The sequence below is a fragment of the Nocardia sp. CA-128927 genome (assembly GCF_050955855.1).
Classification (GTDB): Bacteria; Actinomycetota; Actinomycetes; order Mycobacteriales; family Mycobacteriaceae; genus Nocardia.
The window spans coordinates 4,296,466-4,318,899 of record NZ_CP192087.1; the positions used below are offsets into that span (position 1 = coordinate 4,296,466).

Genomic DNA, 22,434 nt, shown 5'->3' on the forward strand with positions numbered 1-22,434 from the left:
CACATGAAGAATCGTTGATTTGCACAAGATATTACGGATGAAACAAGGTATTTATACAACATTTACGTGCTACCCTGGTTAACAGTCCAGGACTGATAGGAGCGTGAGATGTTTTGTCACGCAAGGGAACTGATCAAGTGCAATGGCGTGCACCGCAACTTCGCGGCACGATTACCGTTGCGGCACCGATCTTCGGATCGGTGAGCGATTGCCGAGGATCGGACATGTCGGCGCGCAGACCGGTGACCATTCGCTTGGTGGTCTGCGCGGACAGTGCCTTGATGCGTTCGGGTCTGTGCGTGCAATTCGATCGCGAGCCCGATATTGATGTCGTCGACGATGTCGCCGGTGGGCACAGCCTTATCGGCGCCATCAAGGCACACGCACCGGACGTCGTATTGCTCGTCGGTGCGGTCGAAGGAAAACATCGCCTGGCGGAAATCGTCGCGGCCTCGAAGGTCATCATGGTGATGACGGAGGAGGACGTGGCCCGCGCGGTCAAGCTTGTTCGGACCGGAGTGCGCGCATTGCTGTCCTCGGGCTGCTCGCCGTTCGAGCTGCTGTGCGCCATTCGCGTTGTCGCGGTGGGCAATCGGCTGGTGGTGCCGCCGCAGATCGTCGGTGGCCTCGACCACGTCGTCGCCTCCAGCGTTACCCGGAACCTGGACATCCAGGTTGCCGGGAGCCTGACTCGCCGCGAGGCCGAGGTCCTCGGACTGCTCGCCCACGGCCGTTCCAACGCGGAAATCGCACGGCAGCTTTCGGTTTCGGCGACAACCGTGCGCAGCCACGTGCATCACGTGCTGCAGAAACTAGCGGTCGGGACGCGGGGGCAGGCCGTCGCGGTGGCCTATGAGACCGGACTGATCGCGCTGCTCGACGACAGCGCGGGCAACGGGCAGGCCCACGCGCCACAGCAGGCCAACGGACTGCACCGCGGTCGTCAGTGGCCCATGCCGAGCCCGCCGTCCACCGGAATCACCGCGCCGGTGATGTAACCCGCGTCGTCACTGGCGAGAAAGGCCACGACCCGCGCGATCTCGGCGGCACGGGCGATGCGGCCGAGCGGAATCTTCTTGGTGACCTCCGCCCGCCACTGTGGGGTCAGCGAAGCCGTCATGTCGGTGTCCACGAAGCCCGGCGCGACAACGTTGACGGTGATGTTGCGGGCGCCGAGTTCGCGCACCAGGGACCGCGCCAGGCCGATCATGCCCGCCTTGGATGCCGCGTAGTTCGTCTGCCCTGCCGAACCGAGCAGTGCCGTCACCGACGACACCAGGATGATCCGGCCGCGCCGCTGTCGAATCATGGTCCGGGCCGCCCGGTTGATCACCCGGAAGGTGCCGACCAGGTTGGTGTCCACCACGGACGCGAAGTCGGCCTCGGTCATCGACGCGAGCAGCACGTCCTTGGTGATACCCGCATTGGCGACCAGCACGTCGACCGGGCCGAGATCCTGCTCGATCGCGGCGAACGCGAGATCGACCTGTCGCTCGTCGGTGACATCGCAAGGCACACCGAACAATCCGTCCGGCGGCGCACCCGAACGCAGCGACACCGCCACTGGTTTGCCTCGGCCCGCGAGCTCGCGGGCGATGGCCAGGCCGATGCCGCGGTTGCCGCCGGTGACGAAGGCGGAATGGTTCATCAGCACACCTCCGCGGCTCAGTCGGACCGTTCGCGAATGATCGCGGCGAGGTCGAGGCCGCGCACGGCACGCAGCCCGGGCAGTAGCGACACGGTGGCGACGGCCAGAATCACGAGCGTCGCGATGCCGAGCGTGCCCGGCCGGACGACCAGCTCGAGTTGGAACTGGTCGTTTGTGTAGGTGGACAGGAACTCGTGGCCGCCGAGCACCCCGAGCACGAGGCCTGGCGCGATACCGAGCAGGGTCATCAGCAGGTTCTCGCCGGTGATCAGGCGCGCGACCATCCCCGGTGGCATGCCGCCCGCGCGCAGCACGCCGACCTCGCGACGCCGCTCGACGATATTGATTGACATGGTGGTGAAAATGATCGAGAAGGCCATCACGCCGCCTAATCCCAGCATCACGCCGACGAACACGAAGAAGAATCCGGCGTAGCGGTCGATCAGCCGGTTCAGCTCGGCCAGATCCTCGTAAGCCGCGACACCGGGGCGGCCGGACAGCTCGCGCCGGAGGTGATCGGGATCGGTGCCCGGCGCGAGCCGCAGCAGCGCCGAGTTGACCGGGACCTGCGCACCCGCGAGCGCGTCGAGCTGTTCGAGCGAAAGGTAGGCGAAGGTGCCGATCGGTTCATCGAGCACACCCGCGATAGGTACCCGGACAGCCTGCACGCCAGGCACTTTCACCTCGACCGTGGCGCCGGAATCGACCTGCAGCAGGCGCCGGATGCCCTTGCCGACCAGAATGCCGTCGGCGGTGCGGGACACGGTGGAACCGGCGACCGGGCGGAGTCCGTGCATCGTGGTGTCGCGGGGCAACGCGATGAGTGCGGTCGAATACGTACGGCCGCCCGCGGTCATGGTGACCGGCAGTTGCACCATCGGTTCGGCGGCAAGGACACCGGCGGCGCCGGTCAGTTCGGTCAGGCGAGCCTGGTCTACCGGAGTGGTGAAATCGACTCGGGCGTCGGCGGTTTGGACCTGATGGAAGGACACGTCCAACGCCTCGGCCATGGTGTCGAGCATCGTCCAGGAGGTGAGGATGACCAACAGCGAGAGTGCGGTGCCGAGTACCGTGCTCCAGGTGCGTCGCGGACTGCGGCCGATATTGCGCAGCACGAGCAGCCAGCGCGCGGGAAGTCGGCGCAGCGCTGGAATCAGCCGTTCCGGCAGGCTGATTCGGCCGGGACCGGGTGGTGCGGGCCCGCGCATCGCCGTCGCAGGTGGCGTGCGGAACGCGAGCAGCGCCGGTGCCAGTGCGCCGAGCGCGCCCGCCGCGACGCCGAAGACCAGCCCGCCGAGGAGGGTGATCGGCAGGACCTCGACCACCGCCGCGGACTCCGGCAGGTCGATCGCCCGCAGATAGATGCTGCTCAGTGCACCGGATCCGGCCAGCCCGAGCAGGATTCCGCTCACCGCACCGGCCAGCCCCGCCACGATGCCGTACTGCAGGTAATGCCAGAGGATCGTCGCGCGGTCCATGCCACCGGCCAGCAACACACCGATCACCGGACGCTCGGTCCGCACCCGCCGGCTCAGCAGGATGTAGGCGACCAGACCGGCGACGCTCAGGAACAGCAGCGGAAACAGATAGGCGAGGCGCCCGAACGCGTCGATGTCCATGCGCAGCAACCAGTTCGACGGTTGGTCGGCACGGTCGAGTACCTCCTGCGCACCGTTGCTGTTCGCGAGATCCCGAATCCGGTCCATCGCGGCCTGGTTCGGGGTTTCGGCGAATCGGATCAGGGTTTGGTCCGTCGCGTCCGGCACGACCGCGGCGGCCAATGGCGCGGCCGCGAAGATCACGCCGAAGTTGTCGGGCAGCGGGAACATGTCCAGTCGGCTGCGCGCGGGCCAGAGGTACTCGGCCGAGGACGCCACGCCCGCGACCGGAACGTCGCGCCAGCCGTCGGGTCCGAGCACCGAAAGCGTTGCGCCGGCGCGTAGCCCGAAGTGCTCGGCCATGTGATGCTCGACCAGGATCTCGTTCGCGGCCGGATAGTGCCCGGACAGGATGGTCGGGGAGTTGATCTCGGGTGGGCGATCCGGCGGAATGCCGACGATCCGGCCGCGTAACTTCTCCACACCGACGCGCAGCGGGAGGTCGGCCTGCTTGCGCACGATGGCGTCCGCGACCCCGGGCACCGTGCGCGCCTGCGCCGCAATGACGGTCGAGGCACCGCCGGTGACCCAGACGTGGGCGAACCGTTCCGTCTCGAATGTCCCGTCATAGGACGCCGTCAGGTTTCGGTACGCGCCGTAGGACGCGGTGAACAGCGCGACTCCGAGCACGATGATCACGGTCTGCGCGGCGAACTGCGGCCACTGGGTGCGGATGTCACGCAACAGTTTTCGGCGCAACGTCGGATGCCGATTCACCAGGAGACCTCGCTCGCCGCCAGCGGCGTGGTCTGGTGCACATCTTCGACGATGTGACCGGAGCACATGCGCAGCACCCGGTCGGCGATGGCGGCGATGGCCTGGTTGTGGGTGACGAGCACGACGGCGCGATCGTCGCGGTGACACAGATCCTGCAGCAGGGTGAGCACGCTGCGCCCGGTATCCAGATCGAGTGCGCCCGTGGGCTCGTCGCACAGCAGTAGCCGCGGCCGGTTCACCAGCGCCCGCGCGATCGCGACCCGCTGCTGCTGGCCACCGGACAGCTGGGCGGGGAAGCGGTTCGCGCAGTCGGCCAACCCGACCTCGGCGAGCACTGCATCGACGCGGGATCGGACCGAACCGCCGGTCAATTCGGCGAGTACGGCGATGTTTTCGTAGGCGGTGAGGGTCGGCACGAGGTTGAAGAACTGATAGACGAAGCTGAGCGATTCCCGGCGCAGCGCGGACAGCCCCTTCGCATCGAGACCGGTGAGTGCTCGACCGTCGATGCTGATCGCACCGCACGTCGGGGCTTCGATACCGCCCAACACGTTCAGCAACGTGGTCTTGCCCGATCCCGAAGGGCCGAGTACCACAAGCAGTTCGCCGGCGGCGATGGTCAGGTCGAACGCTGCCAGTGCGCGCACGGCGGTGTCCCCGCTGCCGAAGGTCTTCGAAACAGCATGCAGCACCGCGAGTGTGGATGCCGCGGGCACGGTGGTCGTGCGGTGTTCGCGGCCGGTTCGGCTGGCGGCGTGGAACATCGGCTAGCCGTGCCTGCGGGTGGCGAGCACCCGGATCTGGCCGAGCCGGTGCGCCGCTCCCTGATATCCGAGTGTCTCGAAGAAGGCCAGGCCGTCGTCGAACAGCTTGTCGCCGAGCACCTCTCGCCCCTGCGTCTCGAACAGTCGATACGACTCGGCCCAACGCCGGTTGATCGCGACGAACATCGCGGTACTGTCCCGGATATCGATGCCGACGAATCCGGCGTGGGTCAGTAATCGCCGGTACCCCGACGGCGTTTGCGGAAACAAGCGGCCGTAGACGGACAAGGCACGCAACGTGTCCGTGTCCCGCGGGAATGGTCCGGTCAGCACCTCGTCGGTGAAGACAAGGCGGCCATCGGGTTTCAGCACCCTGGCACACTCGGCGATGACCCGATGCCGGTCGGGCACGATGACCAGACTGTCCACGCTCACCACCGCGTCGAATGTCGCGGTGGGGTAGGGCAGTTCGCGGGCGTCGCCGTGATCGAAGCGGATCGGCGGCGTGACATCGGCCGCGGTGCGGCGGGCGATGTCTATCGCGGGCCCGGAGTAGTCGATGCCGGTCATCGCGCAGCCGGTGGCCTCGGCCAGGTAGCGGGCGATTCCGCCGGTGCCGCAACAGAGATCGAGGCCGGCCTTTTTCGGCGCCAATGCGGTGGCGCGGGTCAGCTCGCGCAGCTGATCTCTGGTGGTCCAGCTCAGCTGGCCGATGTAGCCGCCCCAGTCGCGCCAGAGGTAGGCCATCATGGCCTGGCCGGAGGGGGTGAGGGTGATCTGACGGTGGGTCAGGTCGTAGATTTCCCGGGTCTGCTCGATCACGGTACGCACGGGAGCTTCTCCTAGTCGTTGGTTATCCGGACGTCAGCGAGGCGCCACCGTCGACGACGATGGTCTGGCCCCTGATCCAGCTCGCGTCGTCGGTGCACAGGAAGGCGACGACCTTGGCGAGATCCTCGGGTCGCCCGATCCGCCGCATCGGACCGACCTCGGCGACCTGCCGCATCCATTCCTGGGCGCCGGCCAGTGCGCGCACGGAATCGGTCTCGATGAGCCCGCCGCAGACGGTGTTGACGTTGACCCCCGGCGCGAGTTCGACGGCCAGGTAGCGGCCCATCGATTCGATCGCCGCCTTGCAGATGCCGAGGCCGCCGTAATTGGGCAGATAGCGGCGGCCACCCATGCTCGACAGCAGCACGATGGCGCCGCGCCCGTCGGGCATCAGCTCGTACGCGGCGCGGCAACCGAACAGTGCGGCGGTGACGTTGGTGTCGAGGGTGTAGCGCCAGTGCGGGTTCTCCAGCGCGAACAGCGGTTTCATGATGGCCGACGCGGCGTTGTTGACGTAGCAGTCGATTCCGCCCCACTGTTCGCCGATGTCCGCGAAAAGCCGTTTCAGCTGGTCTCTTTCGCCGACGTCGACGCGCAGCGCGAGCGCCCGCCTGCCCTTGCGTTCGATCTCCGTGACCACCTCGCGGGCGGCGGAGCGTTTGCGCCAGTAGGTCAGGATCACGTCGCAGCCGCGGTCGGCGAACTCCAGCGCGATCGCCCGGCCGATGCCGCGGGAACCGCCGGTGACCAGGACCGATCGACCCGCGAGATCCTCCGACATGGCGCCTCACCTCTCTTCTCGCGGTGCGCCGAGCACCAGCGCGGCGACCTCGGGACCGTCCACGTTCCGGCTGAGCGTGATCGCGTACCGCGCGCCGAGTGCGCACGGCCGATCCGCGACGACGTCGATATCGCGTGCGGCGCTGTCGAGCCTGCCGAGATTGAGCGTCGGCGGGATGACGCCGTCGCGCACGCTGAGGCAGGCGAACGCCGCCTCGGCGACATCGGTGGCCGGGCCCATGTGGCCGGTGGCGGCCTTGGTGCCGGTGAGTCGCACCCGTCGTTCGCGGGCCAGGGTTTCCGCGATGCCGCGCAGTTCGGAGCGATCACCGTCGGCGGTGGCGTCCCCGTGCCCGTACACGTAGCCGACCTGTTCGGGGTCGATGTCGGCGTCGGCGACCGCGCGGGCGATCGCGCCGCGGATGCCACTGCCTTCGGGGTCGGGGGCGAGCGGCCGACCGCGATCGGTGGCGGCGCCGAAACCGATGATCTCGGCAAGAATGTTCGCGTCGTTGGCGCGGGCCAGCTCGACATCGGCGAGTACGAGCGCGGCAGCTCCCTCGGCGCAGATGTAGCCATCGCGGTGCCGGTCGTAGGGGCGGACCGAGCGCACGCCGTCCGCGCAGGCCGAGGTCAACCCGAATTCGCGTAGCGCGAGTCGCGCGAATTCGTCGGCGCCCGCGTCGGTTCCGCCGCACACCGCGACATCGACGCGCCCGTCGCGCACGGCGCGGAAGGCCCGCCCGATCGCGCACAGACCCATCGCCGAGCCGTCGACCAAAGTGCTGTTCGCGCCGCAGATCTCGTGCCGGATGGTGATCTGGCACAGCGCCGCGTTGGGCAGGCCGGACAGCAGGAAGTCCGGCTTGGCGCGGTGTAGTGCCGCGTAGCCGAGTCGTTCGTAGTCGAGGGTGCCGTCGGCGCGCCGCGCGGTGGCCAGGACCGGAGCGAACCGTTCGAGGTAGTTCTGCTCGTCCTCGTTTTCGTTGGAGCCGATATAGATTCCGCGCCGCGGTGCCGCCGCCGCACGGAAGACCGGACCCGCGTCGGCTACCGCCAGATCGGCCGCGAATACGCCTAGCCGGGAGGCTCTGGTCAGCCGTTTGAGATGCTTGCGGTCGGCGGCCGCGACGGGATGTCCGGCGTCGTCGACCGCGCCGAAATAGCCGATCTCCGAGGGACTGTCGTTGTCTCGTCGCCGTAATCCGGTCTCGGCGGCCAGAATTCGCCGCCACTGCGCGCGATAGTCGGTACCGAGGCAGGACAGTATTCCCGCACCGACGACGGCGACGCGGCGCCTCATTTCCCGTTCACCTTCGTACCGTTGAGCATCAGCACCTGATAGTGCCTGCGGGTGCTTTCGGGATCCTCGAACTCCGCCAGCGGGTAGCTCCGGCAGCGGAAGGTGGCGGTGGCGATCTTGCGCCCGTGTGCCTGCGCGGTACCGCGGAAATCGAGCTCGGCCGACGGGACCGGCGCGGCGCCGCCGTCGAGGCTGTCCACCTCGACGGTCAGCCGATCACCCGGCACCGCGAAGTCGATGAACTTGCTGTGCTGCACCGCGCTCAGCACGACGGTGGTGCGGAAGTCGCTGCTGGTGATCACCAGCCAGCGCGCCAGCTGGGTCATCGCCTCCAACACCAGCACACCGGGCAGAATCGGCTGCTGGGGAAAGTGATCGGCGAAGTAGTCTTCGCTCATCGCGGCATTCTTCACCCCGACGGCCCGGCGTCCGCCGTCCAGCTCGGTGATCGCGTCAACCATGAGGAACCGCACGGGTACTCCTATCCCACTCCGCCGACCAGGATGGCCTGCCCATTGAGGTACGCACTTTCGCGTGCGCCGAGAAAGACCGCGATATCGGCGACGTCGTCCGGCGCGATCGCGCGCGGCATCGCCGCACGCCGGGCGAGATAGCCTGCGACCGCCCGGATGTCGACATCGAAGCCCCCGAAGTACTCCCGGCTGACGCCGCTGTCGGCCAGCGTGGGGCAGATGGCGTTGACGCAGATGCCGCGTCGGCCGACCTCCTGGGCGACGCTGCGGGTGAAGCCGATCACCGCCGCCTTCGCGGTCGCGTACGCGACTTCGTCGGCGCCGCCGGTCAATCCGAGAGCCGAGGCGACGTTGACGATCCGCCCACTGCGCCGCGGCAGCATCCGGCGCACCGCCTGCCTGCTGCAATAGAAGACGGTATCGAGGTTGACCCGGAGCATGCGATGCCAGTCGGCGTCGTTGTGGAAGACCAGCGGCGAACGCAGCGCACCGCCCGCGTTGTTGATCAGCACGTCGATTCGGCCGAAGGCTTCGTCGGTGTGCTCGAAGAGCCGGGTTACCGCGGCGGGTTCGGTCAGGTCGGCCGCGAAGGCGGTAATCGACACGGCGGCAACGGCTTCGACCGCCTGCACGGTGACCTTCAGGCGGGTCTCGTCGACGTCGGTGAGGACCAGCGACGCGCCCTCCTCGGCGTATCGGGTGGCGATGGCCGTCCCGAAGACGCCCGCGGCGCCGGTCACCATCGCGACGGAGTCACTGAGGCGGTTCATCCGCGCACCGCCTCGGTGGCCAGCAGTATGTAGGCGACGGCGTAGTCACCGTCGTGGCTCAATGACAGTGCGGCACCGGTGATACCGCGTCGTTGCGCGAGCATCATGAGGCGGTTGTGCAGGAGTAACCGTGGTGCTCCGGTCGCCCGGCAGACCTCGATGTCGCGCAGCCGCCGGATCGCCGGTGGTAGCCCGAGGCCGACGTGCAAAGCCTTGAGAGTGGCTTCCTTGGCGCTGAATCGTGCGGCGAAATGTGGTGCGGGATCACGGAATCCGACGCAGTACGCGATCTCCGCCGGGCGGAAGACCTGGTCGGCGAACGCGTTGCCGGTGGCGAGCAGCGCGCGCACCCGGCCGACCGCCGCGATGTCGACGCCGACCGTCATTGCCGTGCTGCCCGAGATCGCCGGTAGCAGAACGGAGGTCGCGGCGGCGGTCATGGCCGTCGCTCCGTGTCGTGCCGGGTGCCGACGCCACCCGCGCCGACGGCCGATCCATAGTGTCGCTCCACGGCGCGCCGATAGGCGAGGTTGAGGCCGATGATGGCCCGCTTCTTGGCCGCGGACTGCGGGCCGGGCAGGGTGCTGTCGGAGATGTGGCGGCGCAGCCGTTGCCGGGTCACCGCGCGGGAATAGGTACTGGTGTAGAGGTATTCGAGGCCGTCCTCGAGCTCACCGACGGTCATCGACACCGGCGCCACCGAGGCGCGCAGGTGGGAGGGACCGGCCGGGCCGGGGTCGATCATGCGACCCTCGCGTCGATGTTGCTCGTACAGCGGAACTCCGGGGCCGCTGCCGAGCGGGTTGAAATGGGCGATCTCTATTTCGTTCTCGACGACGAACTCGAGGGTCCGCTCGAACACGTCCGGGGTGTCGCCCGCGAAACCGAAGACGAACGAGCCGATCACCCCGATGCCCGCATCGTGCAGGCGGGCGATGTGGCCGCGGTAGTCGGTCGGGCGGCTCCAACCCTTGTCCGAGGAGATGAGGTTCTGCGGGCGAACCGATTCCAGGCCGATGAACACGAGCATGCACCCGGCCCGTCCGGCCGCCGCCACCAGCGACTCGCGCTGGGCGATGGTGATCGTCGCCTGACTGCCCCACAGCACCTGAAGCGGTTCGAGTTCGGCGAACAGCGTCCGCGCGTAGCGGGGGTTGCCGACGATGTTGATGTCCGAGAACTGCACGAAATCGCCGGTGCGCGCGTCGATTTGCGCGAGTACGTGCTCGATCGGGCGGGTGCGGAACACCTCGTGGTGATATCTGGTCTCGATGCAGAAGTTGCACGAGAACGGGCATCCCCTGGTGGCTTCGATCGGGAAGACGTAGTCGTGCGGCGAGAGGTGCTCGGGACCGTACTGCGGCAGTGTCGCGAGGTCTACGGGTCCGCCGAGGTAGCTCGAACGTAGGTGCCCGCGGGCCGCGTCGTCGAGCACCTGCGGCCAGATCTGTTCGACCTCGCCACGGATGATCGCGGCGGCGCCGATCCGCTCGGCCTCGGGGTCGTAGCTGGGGAAGTATCCGTCGGCGACGACCGGTGTACCGAGTTCACCGAAACCCCGGACCAATTCACCGGTTCGGCGCTCGCCGAAGAACTTCGAGGTGACGGCGACCAGGTCGACATCGGCGAAGGACGCGAAATCGGTCAGGGGAGTGGAGTTCTCGTCGATCACCGTGACGCGGTGCTCCACCGAGGTCATGGCCGCGCGGTAGGCGAGGTTGACCGGAACCGGATTGAGCATGCGGTTGCCGTAGATCACGCTCTTGTCCCGGACGTCGGGGTTCACGAATAACACGTGCATGTGCGCGATCCCATCATCGGACTGGTGTCATCGAGTCGTCGGCGGCGCGGCGCACCACGAGACAGCCGTTCTGGCCGCCCAGGCCGAACGAGTTGGTCAGTGCCACGTCCACCGGCAGGTGCCGTGCCGTGCCCGGCACATAGTCGAGGTCGCATTCGGCATCGCGATGGCGATAGTTGACGGTCGGCGGCACGGTGGCGGTGCGCACGCTGAGCACGGTGCTGATGAATTCCACGGCGCCGCAGGCGGCGATGAGATGGCCGGTCATCGACTTGTTCGCGGTGATCGCGAGTCGTGCTGCCGCACTACCGAAGACGTGTTTGATCGCGGTGGTCTCCACCCGATCGTTGAGGATGGTCGCGGTGCCGTGCGCATTGACCAGCCCGACCTGGTCCGCGGTCACGTCCGCGTCGGCCATGGCCGCACGCATGGCCAGGGCGGCACCCGCGCCGTCCGGGTGCGGTTCGGTGAACCGGTGTGCGTCAAGGGATCTGCCGAATCCGGCAACCTCGGCGTACCAGGGCGCCGACCGGCGGCGGGCGTGTGCCTCGGTCTCCAGCACGACCATGCCCGCACCCTCGCCGACCACGAAACCTGTTCGGGTGGCATCGAATGGCCTGCCGGTCCGGCCCGGCAGATTGTCGGTGGACGGTGCGCCGAGCGCGACGAGCCCGGCCATGCCGAGCGGGTTGATCATGGAATCCATTGCGCCGCAGAGCACGACGTCGGCGTCGCCGCGCCGGAGTAGCCGGAACGCGGTGCCGATGGCGTGCGCGCCTGCCGCGCAGGCCGAGCTGATCACCGTGGTCGGCCCGGTGACGCCGAGGTGTCCGGCCAGCAGCCCGATCACCAGGTCCTGTGGGTCACGGATCAACGAGACCGGATCGATCGTGGCCCCGTTGGTCAGCGGGGCGGGCACGCGAAACCGGCCGTCGTCGTCGAGATGCCCGGCGATGTCGTCCATGCGGACGAGGCCGAGCCCCGCACCGATCACCAGCCCGACTCGGTCGGTGGCGGTCGCCATGATCGGATCGCCCGGCCGGGTCAAGCCGCTGTCGGCGAGTGCCATGGCGCAGGCCGCGAGTGCAAAGCGAGCCTGCCGGTCGGCGCGCAGCTCGGCCGGAAAGGGGCCGTCCCAGTAGTCGTGTACGTCGAATTCGGTTACCTCGGCGGCGATCTGGGTCGGCAGCGCGGACGCGTCGAACAGCGTGATCGGCGCCTCACCCGAGGTGCCTGCCACGAGGTTGTCCCAGAATTGGCGGTGGCCGAGCCCGATCGGCGTCACCGCTCCGAGGCCAGTGACGACAACCCGATTCACGGGGTCACCGTCCCGGTCTGTACGGCCCGGATCCGGTCGAGCGGCCAGCCGGAGTAGTAGCGGAACCGGTTTTCCTCGGCCGCGACCTCGGCCGGGTCGTGGATGTCCTGCAGGACGTAGTTCAACCGCGCGATGCGCGCGACGGGCGTTGCTTCGTCGTAGGCGTCGCAGCTGAGCTGCGCCCAGCGCTTGCTCAGGCTGAGCATGTGGGCCTCGACCCGCATCGCCCGGCCCGGTGGCAGCTCGCCGACGATCTCGGCGCGATCGATGATGCACAGGAAGGCCGAGACGGTGAAATCGGTGCTCAGATGGACCAGCCAGCCCGCCACCTGGGCCATCGACTCGAGCAGCAGCGAACCGCTGAGCACCCTGCGGCCCGCGTAGCCCGCGGCCAGATGGTCCTCGGTGAGCGAGACATGCTTCACCGCGACCATGGATTCGCCTTTGGTCGCCTCGAGCACCCGGTCGTAGAGCAGGAATCGCATCACGTCCCCTTCGCCTCGAACTCGCCGAATACGACGCACTCGCTCTGCCCTTGGAACCCTGCGGCAAGGCACGCGACGGCATCGCCGGTGCCGATCCGGCGCGGCCGGTCGCACACCAGGTCCAGGCCCGAATCGGGTTCGGGACGACGAAGATTGGTGATCGCCGGTACGCGCCGTTCGACCAGGCTGTGCACCGCGAAGACACTGTGCAGTGGCAGTGCGGCCGCCAGCAGGTGGCCGGTGGCTCCCTTGGCGGACGTCACCGGGACGTCAGGCGCGTGCTTGCCCAGTACCGCGCCGATCGCGGCCGCCTCGACCGAATCACCCGACGGCAGACCCGGCGCGTCGGCATACACGCAAGCGAGCCGATCGGGTGACACCGCAGCGTCGTCGAGCGCCACGGCGAGCGACTGTTCGATGGCCCGGCGCGGCGGGTGCGGTTCCCGGCCGGGTGGCACGCCGACCGCGGCACCGTGACCGAGTACCTCGGCGAGAACGTGCGCACCCCTGGCTCTGGCGTGCGGGAGGGTCTCCAGCACCAGCACGGCCGCTCCCTCGCCGGGCACGGTTCCGGTGCGGTCCCGATCGAAGGGTTTGCACGACTCGGCCGCCGGGTCGGTGCTCGCCGCGACGATGTCCAGGTAGAGAATGCGTTGCAGTGCAGAGAGATTCAGCCGCGGACTGACCCCGCCCGCGAGCATGACCTCGGCGTCGCCCTCCTGGAGCATGCGCAGCGCCGCGCCGATGGCCTGCCCGCCCGCCTCGCCGAACGGGCTGAACGAGGCGTTCGGCCCGTGCAGCCCGTACTGCATGGCGATCTGGCAGAGCGTGGCGTTGTTGAGCATCACGATCGAGACCATGGGGGAGATGGCGCGCCAGCCGGTGCGGCAGAATCGTTCGATGTCGAAGCCGGTCGAATCGTGTACCGATCGCCGTGCGGCGAGTTCCAGATCGGCGATGTCGTAGTCGATCATGGTGACGCCCAACGTGATTCCGGTCGCGTCGGCGTCCACATTGCCCCGGTGGATCTTCGCCGACGTCATCGCCTGTCCGGTCGCGGCGAAGGCCATGTGCGTATGCAGCCGCATGGCACGGGCGGCCTTGCGGTCGGTGATCCAGTCCCGCGGATCGATACCGTGCACCCGGCCCGCGGCGAGCGGCCGGTCGGTACCGGCCCGCAGCTCGATGTCCTCGGCGAGAGCGTGCAGCGGCGCGACCCCGGATTGCCCGCGTAGCAAGGCATTCCACTGTGTCCGCGGATCATTGCCGAGCGCGGACACCGCACCGACCCCGGTCACCACCACGCGTTCACGCATGGCCGTTGCCGTCCGCCGGGCCCGGCCAGCGGCGCAGCACGATGCTCGCGTTCTGGCCGCCGAAGCCGAACGAGTTGCTCATGGCGACTCGAACCTCCTGCGCGCGAGCCGTATTCGGCACATAGTCCAGATCGCAGTCCGGGTCCGGGAACTCGTAGTTGATGGTGGGCGGAATCAGACCGGTGCGCAGCACGTACAGGCAGGTGACGCATTCGATCGCGCCCGCGGCGGCGATCGTGTGACCGATCATCGACTTCTGCGAGCTGATCGGTATCGATGTCGCCCGGTCCCCGAAAACCTTGTGCACGGCCCGTGTTTCGGCCCGATCGTTGATCAGCGTCGAGGTGCCGTGCGCACTGATGTAGTCGATGTCCTCGGCCCGGAGTCCGCCGTCGATGAGGGCGCCCGACATCGCCAGTACGGCGCCCTCACCGTGCGGCGGACTGTCGGTGATGCGGTAGGCATCGCACGACGCGCCGTACCCGGCCACCTCGGCCAGCGGTTCGACGCCGCGCCGCAGCGCATGTCCGAGCTCCTCGAGTACCACGAAGGCGGCGCCCTCGCCCATCACGAAGCCGCAGCGTCTGCGGTCGAACGGACGACTTGCCGCGCTCGGCTGGTCGTTGTACCGGGTGGCCAGCGCGGTGAGCAGATCGAACGACGAGATCCCGAGGAAGCTGAGCAGCGAATCGCAGCCACCGGCCAGCACCACGTCGGCGTCGCCCTCCCGGACCCAGAGGGCGGCCTCGCCGATCGCCTGGGTGCCCGAGGCGCAGGTCGCGGACACCGTCATGGTCGGCCCGGCCGCGCCGCAGACATTGGCCAGCGCCGCCGCGCTGGCGTTCTTGCGCATGCTGTGGCGCTGCGCGGCGAGCAGGCCGACGAACTCCCGGCCGGGTCCGGCCGCGGCCGAGGTGCGTTGCCTGCTGTGGATCAGCCCGTCCAGGGCGCCGATGTCGTACATCTGGCCGGAGGTGCCGACACACACCCCGAATCGCTCGGCGGGTGTACCACGTAGCCCCGCAGCGTGTTTCGCGGCGGCGGTGCCCGCGGCGAGCCCGAGTTGCATCGCGCGCGGCGCCGTGCTCGACAGCTCCTCGACGCCCGCGAGGTACCCCGCCGACACCGCCGCGGCCAGAAACCCGTCATCGACCTCGCCCGCCACCTGTGAGCCGAGTCCGGACGCGTCGAATCGTGAGGTGGTGCGAACGCCGGAGCGGCCGTCGACGAAGCCACGGAAGGTCGTCTCGGCATCCCAGCCGAGCGGTGTCACCATCTCCGCTGCCGTGATGACCACCCGTCGTTGGTGCGCTTCGCCGAACACCGGTCACTCCGCGACGGCGTTGGCGGGCGTCTGGGCTTGACCGGTCGCGGCCTCCGCTTCGGCCGCCTGCACCCGGCTTTGCTCGAGCAGCTGCGCCACCTCGTCGAGATCGCGGATCTGCTCGAACCAGAGCTGGTTCAGCTCGTCGCCGGGGATCGCGGTGAGTTCGGTTGCGCAGCTGTCACATTCGGCGTGGAACTCGCCGTCCTCGTTGCGCACGAAGGTGCGGCCGCCACCGCACACCTGGCACTTCTCCGGGATGGTGTCGAGCAACCGCTGGCACAGGCCACCCCAGGTGTGCACCGTCCAGAGCGCGGCGACGTCTTCGACGCGCATGCCGGGCTCGACCTTGCTCAGGTCGACACCGAGCAGACGTTCGCGGACCAGATAGGCGCCGAGCGGCGTCAGCCTGCGGAGCGTGTCGACCGCCGCTCCGGCGCCGAACACGTCCTCGGCCTGTTCGTTCAGGTCATCGCGCGGCACCGAGATCGGCAGGAACTGTTCGAGCCGGAAGGTGATGTCCAGGAAGTCGATTGATTCCGCGCCGAGCTCCGGAATCAGTAACTTGTCCGACGTCACGTCGTCGAGCTCGACGGCGAGCGCCAAAGCGACCGCGCTGCGTACGATGTCGTCGAGTTCCTCCGAACTCAGCATGGACCCCACGGCGTTCTCCTCGGATCGGTGTACATGGTTGGGTTTCTTTCTGCGGTAACGGGTTTCAGCCCTTGGTCGTGAGCCGGGAATACCTGGCGAGCACGCCGTCGAGGCGTCGATAGAGCTCGTCGACCTCATCGGTCGTGATGGTGAGCGGCGGGACGATGCCGATGGTGCCGCCGAGGCCCTCCGCGCCCTGACTGCCGATGATCAGTCCGCTCAGCGCGAGCCGGTCCTCGATCACCTGCCATTGCTGTTGCGGGATCGGCTCTTTGGTGTTCCGGTCCTTGACGAGCTCGATGCCCATCAGCAGGCCGGCCCCGCGAATGTCGCCGACGATCGAGTGCTCGCGCAGATTCGCGAACTTGTCGAAGAGGTACTTGCCGGTCTGGCGTACCTGATCGACGATGCCGTCGCGCTCCATGATGTCGAGGGTCGCCAGTGCCGAGGCGCAGCAGAGCGGGTTGCCGTTCGTCGTACTGCCGGTCGCGATGAAACCGTCTACCGTGGAAAGGAATTCGCGGTACACGGCGTCGTGCACGACCACGGCGCCGAACGGCAGGTAACCGCTGTTGATGCCCTTGGACAGCGCCATGAAATCCGGTCGCACTCCGAAGTAGTCGGCGCCGAACCATTCACCGAGCCTGCCGAATCCGGTGATCACCTCGTCGTAGGCGAGCAGCATGTCGTTGCGGTCGCAGATCTCGCGCAGTCGCTCGTGATACTCGCGGGTCGGCACGATGGCGCCACCGACCCCGAGCGCCGGTTCGACGAGAACACCCGCGATGTTCGCCGCGCCGAGCCGCTCGACCATGGTCTCGACGGCATCGGCGCACGCGAGGGTACATGTTCCGGCACAACCGGATTCGCATCGATACGCGTAGGGCGACGGTGCGTGGTGGAAGCCGGGCACCAGCGGTTCGAACTGCTTTCGGAACCGGCGGAACGCGGAGCCGGTGGCGCTCAACGCGCCGTAGGTGACCCCGTGGTAGGCCCGGTCCAAGGCGATCACGCCGAGCTTGGTGGTGTCCGCGCCGAAACGGAGCCGTTGATACTGGCGCATCATCTTGATGATGGTTTCGTTGGCCTCGGAGCCGGTGGACGCGTAGAAGACGGTGTTCATGCCGTCCGGGGTCACCGTGGCCAGTCGGCGCGCGTACTCGTCGGCGGCCTGATGGGTCGCGCGCTCGATGGGGAAGTACAGCAGCTTGCCCGCCTGCTCGCGGATGGCCTCGATGATCTCCGGATGGGCGCCGCCGAGGCTCAGATTGCACAGTCCGCCGAATGCGTTGAGATACCTGTTGCCTTCGGTGTCCACCACCCAAACACCCTCGGCCGAGGCGATACTGATGCCGCGCCGGCGAAAACCGCGCATATTGGTGAATCCGTGCCAGAATGTCGAATCTGTCTCCGACGCAATCTGATTCGGCATGACACTCCTCGCGTCGCCACTTCGAACACTGACCGGGGTGGAAGATTGTGCCGGGCGAACCGGCACCGTCTGAGACGACGATATCCTTGGGTACGGGCCTGGTTCCTCGGCCGAATGGTCACACCTGTCTCAACACTTGGTGGATGCCGCCGCGGCGCTCCGCTGAGCATCGAGAGGCCCGATCGCGGCGGCGGACAGCGTCGCGAGGTCCCATCCGGCGCGACGGCAGGTGAGCCCCGCCGCGGTGGCCTCCTCGGCGATGGTCCGCATATCCAGGGCGCACCACTGCACCGTGTTCACCGTCTCCCGTACCGTCCGCCCGTCCTGCAGCACTCGGCACGTGGTGGTCAATTCGATCTGCCCCGGGATAGCGGCGGGCCGTGAGCTGAGCCAGATCTCGTGTTGTCGCACACCGAATCTCGCGACACCGACCCGAATCGGCCGGACTGTCCGGGTGGCGGGAAACGGCGCGGAGTCCACTACCGCGCGGCAGCCGGGGGCCAGCCGGTCGGCGAGCAGTCGCCACAGCCGATGGCGATCGTCGGGTGCGAGATACCCGAGCACCCCGCACGCGATCAGGCCGCCGAGCCGGTCGGGCAGGGCGGTGTCCTCGAGGGTGGACGCGATGATGGTCACCCGCGGTGCCAGCGCGTTCGACTGCACCCGGCAGGCGAGCGCGGCGCGCATGGCAGGGGAGGGTTCGATCGCGATGATCGGGACTTCGGCCACCGCGGCACCGATGATCTCGACGACCAGTCCGGTGCCCGCGCCGACATCCACGATCGGCGTATTCGTCTGTGTCGCAGGCGACATCGCCTTCGTCAATGCGGCTGCGCGCGGCTTCCAGTAGGGGCGACCGGCGATGTCGTAGAACTCCGCCGCCTCGCCATAGTTATCGGTCACGACGGGTCACCGCCCGGCGACGGACGACGGCTGCGCCCGCATGCGGTATTCGAGGATCCGCTGCATATTGCGGAGCTCCAGCACATCGCAGGCGTGGAACAGCGGCCACATCGACCCGGGCCACACGCGGCCGCGGCGCGGGGCAAGATGCGGGTACGGATTCTTGTCGTAGTACGGGTGGCGCCAGATCGTCCACGACACCAGCGCGCCGCTGCGGCGCTGCACGTGGCGGGCGGACAGCACCCGGCCGCAGAACACCATCCACAGATCGTCGCCCTGGTCGAACGCGGACTCGTAGTCGACGGTGCCGACCTCGCGATTGCCGCGGATCCGCAGATGGATCTTGGTGTCCGGGTCGGTCGCGTCCTCGCCGACGTACCGGCCGCTGTCACCGTCGGGCCGGAAATTGCGCATGCTGTAGGTGAATTCGGCCACGCTGCGGATATCGAGGAGATAGTCGTAGAGCACCTCGGGTGGACACTCGACGTGCTGATGCACGGTGTACACCTCGCGGTTGGCGGTGCCCGCGCGTAGCTGTCTGGTCAGCGCGAGCAGCTCGGCGGTGGCGTCGGTGCGCGAGACGGTCTCGCAGCGAAACAGTCCGGGGATATCGTCCAGCGGCATGGTTGTCATGGGGTCTCCCTCGGCAATGGGTGTTCACAGCGGAATGCGGTTGCGGCGGTCGAGCTCGCGGCAGAGCACCGGCGTCGGGAAGTAGCGCAGTCCGAGATCGCGGAAGTGCCGCGCGATCGGCGATTCGAGCATCATGAAATCGCCGAACACCCTGGCCCGGTGCTGCTCGGCATCGACCCGGGGCATGCGACGGCGGGCGAACCGGGTCAGGGCGATGTCGATGTGCGCGGTGTCGACGCGTACGAGTTCGTCGTCGAGTACCGCCGCCGACTCCATCGCGAGCGACGCGCCGATGCCGGTGCTCGGCACCAGCCCGGCCGCGGCGTCCCCGAGCAGCACGATTCGGCCCCGAATCCACTGGGGAACAGTGACTTCCACCAGATCCAGGCATTCGACCCGGTCGGCGTCGGGCAGGGTGCGCAGGATCCAGCATGCGTCGGTGTCGCTCGGCGGCCACTGGTCGGTGCCTGCCGAGGCGGCCGCGCTGTCGAACGAGCCTGCGATCGCCACGAAGCAGGCGACTCGATCCTGGGTCGGATACGCGGACATGATCCGCCGCAGCCCCCACGTTTCGTGCAGCTCGCCCGGTGGGGTGACACCGCGGCGCGCCCACCACCACCAGATGCGCCAGCCGAACCGGTGCTCGGCGGTGTCCAGCTCGGCCTGTCTGCGGGTTCGTGAGCGAATGCCGTCCGCGCCGACGACCAGGTCGAAATCGCGCTCGCGGCCGTCGTCGAAGCGGACCCGCACGGTGGAACCGATCTGCCGCATCCGGTCCACCTCGGTCTCCAGATCGACCGGGGTTCCGCCGTTCGCCGACTCGAGAATGGCGAGCAGCTCGGCGCGTGGCGCCGCGCGCGGCAGCCCGTTGTGCGCGTCGAGGCGGTCGAGGTCGAAGGTGCGCAGGATGGCGCCGTCGCGATCGTGCACGACGTAGCGCCGTAGCGGCGCACTCATATCGATGAAGGAGTTCCACAGGCCGAGGCCGTGCAGCACCCGACTGCCGGTCGGCCACAACGTGATCGCGTATCCGGCACGGCCGTAGCTGTCGATCGTGTCGATCACGGTGGGGCGCAGGCCGCGCTGCCGGAGCCGTGCCGCGAGGGTGAGCCCGGCGATACCGCCGCCCACGATCAGGATTCTCACCTGTTCGCTCCCTGTGGCACCGGTGCCGAAAGCAGTGCGGCGGCCGCGTTTTCGCCGGAGCGACAGCAGGCCTCGAGTGAGGTGCCGAGCAGATAGTCGCCCGCCAAGGCGATACCGGTGAGTGGGGTCGCGGTCGCGGCGAGCGTGTCGAGGAAGTCGCCGTAGTGCGGCAGGTAGCCGCAGTAGGCCTGCGGCCAATGGCGGATGGCCGCTGCGGTTCTCGGCTGTCGCACGACACCGAGGTGGCTGCGCAACTGCTGTTCGGTGTCGGTGACCAGGTCGAGAACGTCTGCTTCGGCGGTGTCGCCGAGGCGGCCGTGCTTGCCCGAAAAGGTGTATCGGACAATGTTTCTCGTGTCCTTGCCGTAGCTTCCCGCGTTGCTGCACGGCTGGTCGTCCAGTGCGATGGCGCGGACATCGGCGGCGAAGACGTCGTGGACGTACCGCACGACCGCGACCGTGGCCGGGAAGTATCGCACCGCGCGCAGCAGCCCGGCCAGCGCCTCCGACAGCGGTGCGAGCAGCGGCGCTGCCGCGTAGGCGGGCGTGCAGACGGCGACGGCGTCGTATCGCGTCTGCGTGGCACGGCCACCCGCGTCGACGAGGTCGAGGACAACCCCGCCCTGGACTCGGGAGATGCCGGTAACGCGAGTGCGGTAACGGATTTCGACCAGATCCGCGATGCGGGACAGCAGCGCCGACAGCCCGACGATCGGCTGGTCGAACTTGTCGAGCAGCATCCCCATATTGGTGGGGAAGTTGCCGTAATAGGCTTCGTCCGGCTCGGCGCCGTTCATCCGGACCGTGATCGGACGGAGGAAGTTGTCAGTTGTGCGCTTGCCGAAGTGCTCGGACAGCGGCCGATCATCGTGGCGCGCCAGGCTTCTGGCGAGATCGGACCCCAGGAACCGCGCCGTGTCCGCGGCCCGCACCTTCCTGGCGATGCGGTCCAGTTTGGTCAGGTCCCGCCAATCGCACATGCGCAGAATGCCGTTGATCGCTTCGGTGCGGTTGTCGCTGTCCAGGCCGACAAGTCGGCCTGCGACCATCCGGGACGTATTGATGCCGAATGGCTCGTATCCGGTGCCACCGAGCAGGTCGAGCATGGCTCGGAATCGGGTGTAGCCACGTCCGATGTTCTTGCCGCCGAGCAGCACCTCGCGATCGTCGAGTTCGGCGAAACCGAGGCGGCCACCGATTCGATCGTCGCGTTCCACTAGCTCTACCGTGCAGCCCGCGCGGTGTAGCGCAAGCGCGGCGGCGATACCGGAGACCCCAGCCCCGACCACCGCGACGCGTTCCGGTGTCGTCACGTGGTTCTCCCGTCAGCCCGAACCGGATTCGTCGAGCACCTCGAGGGTGATGGCGCCGAGCGACTCTCCCGCCTGTTCGAAGGCGACGCGCACCCGATGCCGCCTGCTCGGGCCGGGAGCGCCGGAGTCGGCGATCTCGGCACGGCAGTCGGTGCGCAGATCGGGTTCGCAGAAGTTGCCGAAATCGACGTCACAGCCGACGATCAGAGCTCGGCGCGGGTCGGTGTTCCGATACTCGGACAGCGCGGCCAGGCAGGCCTGCCTGGCCGCCTCCAGCATCAACATGCCCGGCACGTGATCCATCGGATGATCGAAGAACACCGGATGCGTCGGATCGAAGGTGAACAGGAAGGTCATGCTGTCGTCATCGGTCGCGATACCGTTGGCGAGCAAGATATTTCGCGGATGGTATCGGCCGACCCGGTCCGGGGTGAGCATGGCGGCCGGGTCGACCTGGCGCGCCGGTTCCGGGTCGAGTTTCAGGGTCTTCTTCCGCGCCCGTTCGCGAATGTATTCGTAGTAGTGCTGCGGTAGCGGCAGCCACCGTCCGCCGGCCCGCCCGCACTCGTGGCCGTCGACGATGATGGTCACCGGGTGCTGCGCCAGTCGCTCGGACGTGCGCGCATTGACGATGGTCACCACGCGCGCCGGATCCGGCCCCGCGCGTAGCCATTCGGGTGCGAAGACATCGATCCGCATATCCCGGAAGACGAGGAACTGGTTGTCCGGCACATTGACGAACTGGTGCGCCACATACTCGGTCACCTGCCGGGTGACCTCCATGATCGCGATCGTGTCCAGATAATCCGGATTGCCACCGTCGTTGAACAGCATGTGACTGCGGGGGAGCATGGCGGCCACGGCCCATTCGCGTTTGCCGATGACCGCCGCGTCGGTGAGGAACACCTCGTTGACCGCGGCGCGATGCACCAGGGAGCGGGGCACCGTCTGCTCGAAGCGCAACTCTGCTAACGCTTTTCGGTCGCCGTCGGGCGAAGGTCGGGTGGTCACTGCGGTTTTGTCCACGGTTCCCTCTCATCGAGGCGCTGTCCGTGCCACGGCCGATGTCGCACACCGGGCTTCGTGGTTCGAGCTACCGCGAGCGTATCGACGGGCGCGGCGCGGATCATCGTGCGTTCGCTGAACCGATCTCAACGTCTGACCG

At 68.0% G+C, this 22,434-nt stretch carries 22 protein-coding genes; 1 reads left to right on the forward strand and 21 read right to left on the reverse strand.

From position 1 onward, the window contains the following. The first annotated feature begins 224 nt into the window (after positions 1–224). Entirely contained in the window at positions 225–998 is a 774-nt protein-coding gene (locus ACQPW1_RS20300) for a response regulator transcription factor (protein WP_433664257.1), read from the forward strand. Here the strand turns inward: ACQPW1_RS20300 and fabG are convergent. From fabG to ACQPW1_RS20405, 21 genes are all read right to left on the reverse strand, one after another. Beyond that, positions 944–1,648, reverse strand: coding sequence for a 3-oxoacyl-ACP reductase FabG (fabG, locus tag ACQPW1_RS20305; protein ID WP_433664258.1), 705 nt, complete (start codon positions 1,646–1,648; stop codon positions 944–946). The genes ACQPW1_RS20300 and fabG overlap by 55 nt on opposite strands. A gap of 17 nt (positions 1,649–1,665) precedes the next feature. Continuing rightward, positions 1,666–4,023: an ABC transporter permease gene (locus ACQPW1_RS20310; RefSeq protein ID WP_433664259.1), complete on the reverse strand. Its 2,358-nt coding sequence runs from the start codon at positions 4,021–4,023 to the stop codon at positions 1,666–1,668. Then, positions 4,020–4,787: an ABC transporter ATP-binding protein gene (locus ACQPW1_RS20315; RefSeq protein WP_433664260.1), complete on the reverse strand. Its 768-nt coding sequence runs from the start codon at positions 4,785–4,787 to the stop codon at positions 4,020–4,022. The genes ACQPW1_RS20310 and ACQPW1_RS20315 overlap by 4 nt, the downstream gene beginning before the upstream one ends. Before the next feature lie 3 nt (positions 4,788–4,790). Then, positions 4,791–5,618: a class I SAM-dependent methyltransferase gene (locus tag ACQPW1_RS20320; protein WP_433664261.1), complete on the reverse strand. Its 828-nt coding sequence runs from the start codon at positions 5,616–5,618 to the stop codon at positions 4,791–4,793. A gap of 22 nt (positions 5,619–5,640) precedes the next feature. Continuing rightward, on the reverse strand, positions 5,641–6,399 hold the full coding sequence (locus tag ACQPW1_RS20325) for an SDR family oxidoreductase (RefSeq protein WP_433664262.1): 759 nt from the start codon (positions 6,397–6,399) through the stop codon (positions 5,641–5,643). Positions 6,400–6,405: 6 nt separating this feature from the next. Then, the gene (locus tag ACQPW1_RS20330) at positions 6,406–7,701 is read right to left on the reverse strand and encodes a beta-ketoacyl-[acyl-carrier-protein] synthase family protein (RefSeq protein ID WP_433664263.1); all 1,296 of its coding nucleotides are present in this window, start codon (positions 7,699–7,701) and stop codon (positions 6,406–6,408) included. Continuing rightward, on the reverse strand, positions 7,698–8,174 hold the full coding sequence (locus ACQPW1_RS20335) for a 3-hydroxyacyl-ACP dehydratase FabZ family protein (RefSeq protein ID WP_433664264.1): 477 nt from the start codon (positions 8,172–8,174) through the stop codon (positions 7,698–7,700). The genes ACQPW1_RS20330 and ACQPW1_RS20335 overlap by 4 nt, the downstream gene beginning before the upstream one ends. 8 nt (positions 8,175–8,182) lie before the next feature. Then, the gene (locus ACQPW1_RS20340; RefSeq protein ID WP_433664265.1) at positions 8,183–8,944 is read right to left on the reverse strand and encodes an SDR family NAD(P)-dependent oxidoreductase; all 762 of its coding nucleotides are present in this window, start codon (positions 8,942–8,944) and stop codon (positions 8,183–8,185) included. After that, positions 8,941–9,384, reverse strand: coding sequence for a holo-ACP synthase (locus tag ACQPW1_RS20345; protein ID WP_433664266.1), 444 nt, complete (start codon positions 9,382–9,384; stop codon positions 8,941–8,943). The genes ACQPW1_RS20340 and ACQPW1_RS20345 overlap by 4 nt, the downstream gene beginning before the upstream one ends. Beyond that, positions 9,381–10,745 (reverse strand): B12-binding domain-containing radical SAM protein, encoded by a 1,365-nt coding sequence (locus ACQPW1_RS20350; RefSeq protein WP_433664267.1) that lies wholly within the window; start codon positions 10,743–10,745, stop codon positions 9,381–9,383. The genes ACQPW1_RS20345 and ACQPW1_RS20350 overlap by 4 nt, the downstream gene beginning before the upstream one ends. A gap of 13 nt (positions 10,746–10,758) precedes the next feature. After that, entirely contained in the window at positions 10,759–12,063 is a 1,305-nt protein-coding gene (locus ACQPW1_RS20355) for a beta-ketoacyl-[acyl-carrier-protein] synthase family protein (RefSeq protein ID WP_433664268.1), read from the reverse strand. Continuing rightward, positions 12,060–12,548, reverse strand: coding sequence for a hypothetical protein (locus tag ACQPW1_RS20360; RefSeq protein ID WP_433664270.1), 489 nt, complete (start codon positions 12,546–12,548; stop codon positions 12,060–12,062). Before ACQPW1_RS20360 ends, ACQPW1_RS20355 begins: the two co-directional genes overlap by 4 nt. Next, positions 12,548–13,864, reverse strand: a complete 1,317-nt coding sequence (locus ACQPW1_RS20365; protein ID WP_433664271.1) for a beta-ketoacyl-[acyl-carrier-protein] synthase family protein — start codon at positions 13,862–13,864, stop codon at positions 12,548–12,550. The genes ACQPW1_RS20360 and ACQPW1_RS20365 overlap by 1 nt, the downstream gene beginning before the upstream one ends. Beyond that, complete coding sequence (locus tag ACQPW1_RS20370) at positions 13,857–15,188, reverse strand: beta-ketoacyl-[acyl-carrier-protein] synthase family protein (protein ID WP_433664272.1); 1,332 nt, start codon at positions 15,186–15,188, stop codon at positions 13,857–13,859. Before ACQPW1_RS20370 ends, ACQPW1_RS20365 begins: the two co-directional genes overlap by 8 nt. Positions 15,189–15,191: 3 nt before the next feature. Then, a complete protein-coding gene (locus tag ACQPW1_RS20375; RefSeq protein ID WP_433665294.1) occupies positions 15,192–15,842 on the reverse strand; it encodes an acyl carrier protein in 651 nt (216 codons plus the stop codon). A gap of 64 nt (positions 15,843–15,906) precedes the next feature. Continuing rightward, positions 15,907–17,274, reverse strand: a complete 1,368-nt coding sequence (locus ACQPW1_RS20380) for an aspartate aminotransferase family protein (RefSeq protein ID WP_433664273.1) — start codon at positions 17,272–17,274, stop codon at positions 15,907–15,909. A gap of 129 nt (positions 17,275–17,403) precedes the next feature. Next, a complete protein-coding gene (locus ACQPW1_RS20385; RefSeq protein WP_433664274.1) occupies positions 17,404–18,177 on the reverse strand; it encodes a class I SAM-dependent methyltransferase in 774 nt (257 codons plus the stop codon). Between the two features lie 6 nt (positions 18,178–18,183). Beyond that, on the reverse strand, positions 18,184–18,810 hold the full coding sequence (locus ACQPW1_RS20390) for an SRPBCC family protein (RefSeq protein ID WP_433664275.1): 627 nt from the start codon (positions 18,808–18,810) through the stop codon (positions 18,184–18,186). A 24-nt stretch (positions 18,811–18,834) separates the two neighbouring features. Further along, a complete protein-coding gene (locus ACQPW1_RS20395; protein WP_433664277.1) occupies positions 18,835–19,956 on the reverse strand; it encodes an FAD-dependent oxidoreductase in 1,122 nt (373 codons plus the stop codon). Further along, positions 19,953–21,269 (reverse strand): FAD-dependent oxidoreductase, encoded by a 1,317-nt coding sequence (locus tag ACQPW1_RS20400; protein WP_433664278.1) that lies wholly within the window; start codon positions 21,267–21,269, stop codon positions 19,953–19,955. Before ACQPW1_RS20400 ends, ACQPW1_RS20395 begins: the two co-directional genes overlap by 4 nt. Positions 21,270–21,281: 12 nt before the next feature. Beyond that, positions 21,282–22,295: an AfsA-related hotdog domain-containing protein gene (locus ACQPW1_RS20405; protein ID WP_433664280.1), complete on the reverse strand. Its 1,014-nt coding sequence runs from the start codon at positions 22,293–22,295 to the stop codon at positions 21,282–21,284. Positions 22,296–22,434 lie beyond the last annotated feature (139 nt).